Annotated in this window: 4 protein-coding genes; 3 read left to right on the forward strand and 1 reads right to left on the reverse strand. The window is 74.0% G+C overall.

Translation table 11 applies throughout. The features are described from left to right. Positions 1-2380, forward strand: a 2380-nt coding sequence (locus HF526_RS34115; RefSeq protein ID WP_169385781.1) for a penicillin-binding transpeptidase domain-containing protein, incomplete at its 5' end; no start/stop codon positions are given. A 56-nt stretch (positions 2381-2436) separates the two neighbouring features. Here the strand turns inward: HF526_RS34115 and HF526_RS34120 are convergent. Beyond that, positions 2437-3432, reverse strand: a complete 996-nt coding sequence (locus tag HF526_RS34120; protein WP_169385782.1) for a rod shape-determining protein — start codon at positions 3430-3432, stop codon at positions 2437-2439. Positions 3433-3803: 371 nt separating this feature from the next. On the opposite strand from HF526_RS34120, the gene HF526_RS34125 reads away from it, so the two are divergent. Next, positions 3804-4670 (forward strand): MBL fold metallo-hydrolase, encoded by an 867-nt coding sequence (locus HF526_RS34125; RefSeq protein WP_169385783.1) that lies wholly within the window; start codon positions 3804-3806, stop codon positions 4668-4670. 34 nt (positions 4671-4704) lie between these two features. Next, positions 4705-5031, forward strand: a complete 327-nt coding sequence (locus HF526_RS34130) for a metalloregulator ArsR/SmtB family transcription factor (protein ID WP_169385784.1) — start codon at positions 4705-4707, stop codon at positions 5029-5031. The last annotated feature ends 85 nt before the right edge of the window (positions 5032-5116 follow it).

Below are 5116 nucleotides of genomic sequence, written 5' to 3' on the forward strand. Positions count from 1 at the left end.
GCCCAGCCGCTTCCTGCTGCCGCTGTTCGCCGCCGCGGCGGTGCTCGCACCGCTGGTCATCGGCCTGTTGCGGCCCTATCAGATCGAGCGGCTCGGCGGCTTCATCGCCGGTTCCCACCAGACACCCTCGGGATCCGGTTGGGCGGTGCAGCAGGCCCGCATCGCGCTCGGCACGGGTGCCCTGTTCGGCCGCGCCGGCGACCCGATGCGGGGCCTGCTCGCCCAGTATCTGCCCGAGCGGGAGACCGACCTCGCGCTGGCCAGCCTGGTCGAGCAGTGGGGACTGCTCGCGGGCGCCGCGGTGGTGGTGTCGGCGATCATCCTGGTCTGGCGGGTCGCGCTGGCCAGCCGGGCACCCCGGACCCCGCACGGCGCCCTGGTCGGCGGTGGCCTGGCGATCCTGCTCGGCGTCGAGACCATGGTGTCGCTGGGCGGCAACCTGGGGCTGCTGCCGCTCGCCGGCGTCCCGTTCCCGCTGCTCAGCTACGGGGGAACCGCGCTCGTCGTGCACCTCGCCGCGATCGGGGTGGTCATCGGGGTCCGCCGCGACGGGGCCCGCCGGCGGCTGTGGGCGGTCCCACGCTGGCGCACCCGCAGGCCCCGGCTCATCCGGGTCGCCGCGGTCGGTCTCACCGCGGTGCTGGTGGCGTTCGGGCTCTACGGCTGGCGGCTGCAGCTCGTCCAGGGCGAGGCGCTGGCCGCCGCCGGGCAGAACCAGATCATGCGCTGCATCCGGCTCCCCGCCCCGCGGGGGCTGATCACCGACCGGCACGGCGTCCCGGTGGCCACCAACGCCGCCGGGACACCCGCCGGGACCGACAAGATCGTCGCGGTCCCGGCGCTGCTGCGCAGGAACCCGCACGACATCGCGCGCCTGGCCGCGTTGACCGGGCAGCCGCCCGCCGCGGTGCAGGCCGTCCTGGCCGGGGCCCCCGACACCACGCTGGCGGTGCAGGTGGCCGATGTGCCCACGGCCACCGGGGCCGGCGTCACCGCCGCGAGGATCAACGGGGTGGTGGTCGTCCCGCAGCCGCGGCGCATCTACCCGACCGGGCCGCTGCTCGCCCCGCAACTCGGGTTCACCGGCGTGACGACCCCCGCGGAGCTGCAGCGCTGGCCGGATCTGCCGCCCGGGGAGATCGTCGGCCGGGCAGGCCTGGAACAGCAGTACGACTCGGTGCTGCGCGGCATCAACGGGCAGCAGTGCGTCTACGTCAACCCCGCCGGGGTGCCGGTGGCGATGGGCCCACGGCAGGAGTCCGTCCCGGGCGCGAACCTGCGGCTGTCGCTGGACCTGGGGCTGCAGCGGGAGCTCAGCACGGGTCTCGCCGACGCCCTGGCGGCACAGTCGAACCCACGCGCGATCGGCGCCGCCGTGGCCCTGGACCCGCGCAACGGCCAGGTGCTCGCGATCGCGAGCCTTCCTTCCTACGACAACAACCTCTACGGCCCGCCCGTCGACCAGGCTGCGCTCGGTGCCCTCGCCACCGCGCCGGGCAGCCCGACGAGCGATCACGTCAGCCAGGCGGTGGCGCCGCCGGGATCGACGTTCAAGCTCGTCGTCGCCTCGGCGAACGCGGTGCTCCAGGCGATCCCACCCGACCAGATCATCCCCACCGGAGCGAGTTTCACCTTCGGCGACCACACCTTCAACAACTGGGAGCCGATGGGACCGATGAACATGGTCCAGGCCCTCGCCTGGTCCAACGACGTCTACTTCTACAAGCTGGCGACCGTCCTCGGCCCGTATCCGATCATCAACGCGGCGCGGGCGCTCGGAGTGGGCCGGCCGACCGGCATCGACCTGCCCGGTGAGGCCGCCGGCTATCTGGGAACGCCGGACACCGTCGGTCAGATCGGCGCGACCTGGTACGGCGGATCGACGGTGATCCTCGGGATCGGCCAGGGCTATCTCAGCGTCACACCGCTGCAGAACGCCCTGTGGGGCGGGGCCGTCGCCACCGGGAACGTGGTCACCCCGCGGCTCGGCCTGGCGACCGGGACCGGGGACAGGGCCTACGTCGGGCTGCCCGCGCCCGCACCGACCCCGGTGCCCTTCGCCGCCGCGCTGGGCCCGGTCCGCGACGGCATGCGCAGCGCGGTGACCGGAGGGACGGCCAGCCCGCTCACGGCCGTGCCCGCGCCGGTCGGGGCCAAGACGGGGACGGCGGAGGACGGGTCCCTCCCCCAGGGCAGCTACGACAACTGGATCACCGCGGTCGCCCCGATGGACAATCCGAACGTCGTCATGACGGCCCTCGTGCAGGGGCCCGGTGTGGGTGGGAACAACGCCAGTGCGGTCGTCAGCAGGGCGATGCAGTACTACGTCACCCACCAGGCCGGTGTCGCCGCGACCGCCCCGGTGCAGCCGCCGCAGTGATGCGGCGGCCCCGCGCAGCACCGCGGCGTGTCCGGCGGGCCCGGCCGATGGACCGGTCAGGTCCGCCCGTACGCCTCCAGCAGCGCGGGGTTGTGCAGGCTGCGGGCCGCCCCCTCCGCGACGCAGATCAGCGGCTGCTCGGCCGCCTTGACCGGGAAGCCGAACGCGCGTTCCAGGCTCTGATCGAAACCGCGGGCCAGCGAGCCGCCCCCGAAGACGAGCACCCCGTCGGCGAGCACGTCGCCGACGGCCTGCGGCGGCAGGTCGTCCAGGCATGCCGCCAGCGTCTTGATGATCGTCGCGCTGATGGGGCGCAGGATCTCCGCCACCTCGGCGAGGGGGATGGTCGCCAGCCGCGGCCGGCCGGTCGCCGCGTCGCGGCCCTGCACGACCAGGGACGGCTCCTCCTCCAGCGAGGCCCGGATCTTGGCTTCCTCGGCGGCGAGCTCACCGACGAGGAGCTGGTGCTGTTCGCGCAGGTAGTTGTAGACCCCCAAGGTCATCTCGTCGCCCGCGACCCGGCAGGAGCGGTGCGCGAGGACGCCGCCGTAGCAGAAGGCGGTCACCTCCGCGGTGCCGCCACCGACGTCGACGACCATGTGCACGCGCCGCTCCAGGGGGTCGATGCCGCACCCGACCGCACCCGCGATGGGCTCGTCGAGCGAGGTCGCCCGGCTGATCCCGGCCTCGTCGGCCGCTTCGAGCAGCGCGCGGCGCTCCAGCGCGGTCGCCCCCACCGGCACACCGATGACCGCGCGGACGTGGTTGCGCTGCCACGAGCCCCGGGTGATCCGGCGCAGCACGGCACGCAGGTACATCCGGGCCACCTCCAGGTCGGTGACGACGCCGTCGTGCAGCGGCCGGACCGCTGTGATGCCTGCCGGCGTCCGGCCCACGAGATCGCAGGCGTCCCGGCCCACCGCCACGACCGTCCCGCGGCGGGCACGTCCCGATCGCAGCAGCATCACCGACGGTTCGTCGAGCACGATGCCCTGAGCGGTGTCACACACCACGGTGTTCGCGGTGCCGAGATCGATACCGAGCTCGACCACTGCGCCTCCCGGCGGTCGACTGCCCCGTTCCGGCTCCGGTGCTGCGGGAACGGGGTCCTGGACGGGTCGGTGTCCTGAGGTGCTGTTACCACGTACTCGCTGCAGCCACAGCGATCCGTTACCCGTGAACGATCTCTCGCGCAGGAATCGGTGGGCGCCACCGCCGGAAGGCCTGGGCCCGGGGGCCGAAGGTCCCTCGCGGCCGGTCCCACCGTGCGGTTGCCGGAGTCGTGACCCGCGCCGTACGGGTTCCGGCCTGGAACTGGGCGGGGTCGGCGTATCCGGGCGGGACGATGATCGCTCCCCGGTGGTGGGAGGCCCGGCCCTGCAGGAGGGGCCGGCTGCACGCGACAGGGGTACCTTGCGCGGGTATGAACCTGGCACCCGGCCCGGGTCTGGCGCTGACCGTCCTGGGCAGCGGCGGCCCGTTCGTCAACCCGTGGCGTGCCTCCTCGGGGCAGCTGGTGTGGCTCGACGGCCGCGCCCGGCTGCTCATCGACGCCGGCGGCGGTGTGTTCGAACGGCTGGGCCGCACCGGGGCCGACCCGGCCGGGCTCGACGCCGTCCTGCTCACCCATCTGCATGCCGACCACAGCGGTGACCTGCCCGCCGTCGTGTTCGCCGGTTACCTGGCCGAACGGAACCGTCCGCTGACCGTCGTCGGACCGTCCGACGCCGGCGGCGACGGGCACCAGCCCGGCACCACCCGGTTCTGTGAACTGCTGTTCGGCACCGACGGCGCCTGGCGGTACCTGCACAGCTTCGACGGGTTCGGCATCGACGCCCGCGACACCTCCAGCGACCCCGCAGCCGCACCGCGCGCCGTCCTCGACCTCGGCGACCTGCGTGTCAGCTCCGTCGGCGTCCCGCACGGCATGATGCCCGCCGTCGCGTACCGCATCGACGCCGCCGGTGCCTCGGTCGTGATCAGCGGCGATGTCCAGCGCCACCATCCGCCGCTGGCGGAGCTCGCCCGGGGCGTCGACCTGCTGATCCACGACATGGCCCTGCCCGAGCGGGACGTGCCGCACGGGCACCTGCACGCCAAGCCCTCCGAGGTCGGGCGGGTGGCCGCGGACGCGGGGTGCCGCGCGCTGCTGCTGACCCACGTCATGCCGCTGCTGGAGGGGGAACGCACCGAGGCCGAGCGCCTCGTCCGCGAGAACTTCCCGGGCGAGGTCTCGTGGGCCGACGACCTGCGCACCCTCCCCGTCCTGCCGCCACCCGTTCGTCGGTAGTCACCTACGTAAGTAGCAGCCTACGCTTGTGGCGGTGCAAGCCGTTCTGGACGCCGTCGCCGAGCCCCGGCGCCGGGAGATCCTGCGCCTCGTGCGCGAGACCGAGATGCCGGCCGGCGCGATCGCCGCACGCTTCACCGATGTGTCCCGGCCGACCGTGTCCCAGCACCTGCGGGTACTGCGGGACGCGGGGCTCGTGGTCGAGCGCCGCGACGGGACCCGCCGGCTCTACCGGGCCCGCCCCGAGGGCTTCCGCGATCTGCGCGCGTTCCTCGAGGAGTTCTGGGACGGCCGGCTCGAGGCACTGAAGGACGCAGCCGAGCGCGAGCAGCGCAGACGCGATGACGACCGACGGCACTGACCTGCTCTCACCGGCGTGGAACGTGTTCGACCTGCTGCCCACCGGCCGCGGCGACTGGCGGCCTTCCCCGGGCCCACCCCGGGGA

The organism is Pseudonocardia acidicola (assembly GCF_012911935.1).
In the GTDB taxonomy this organism is placed as follows: domain Bacteria; phylum Actinomycetota; class Actinomycetes; order Mycobacteriales; family Pseudonocardiaceae; genus Pseudonocardia; species Pseudonocardia acidicola.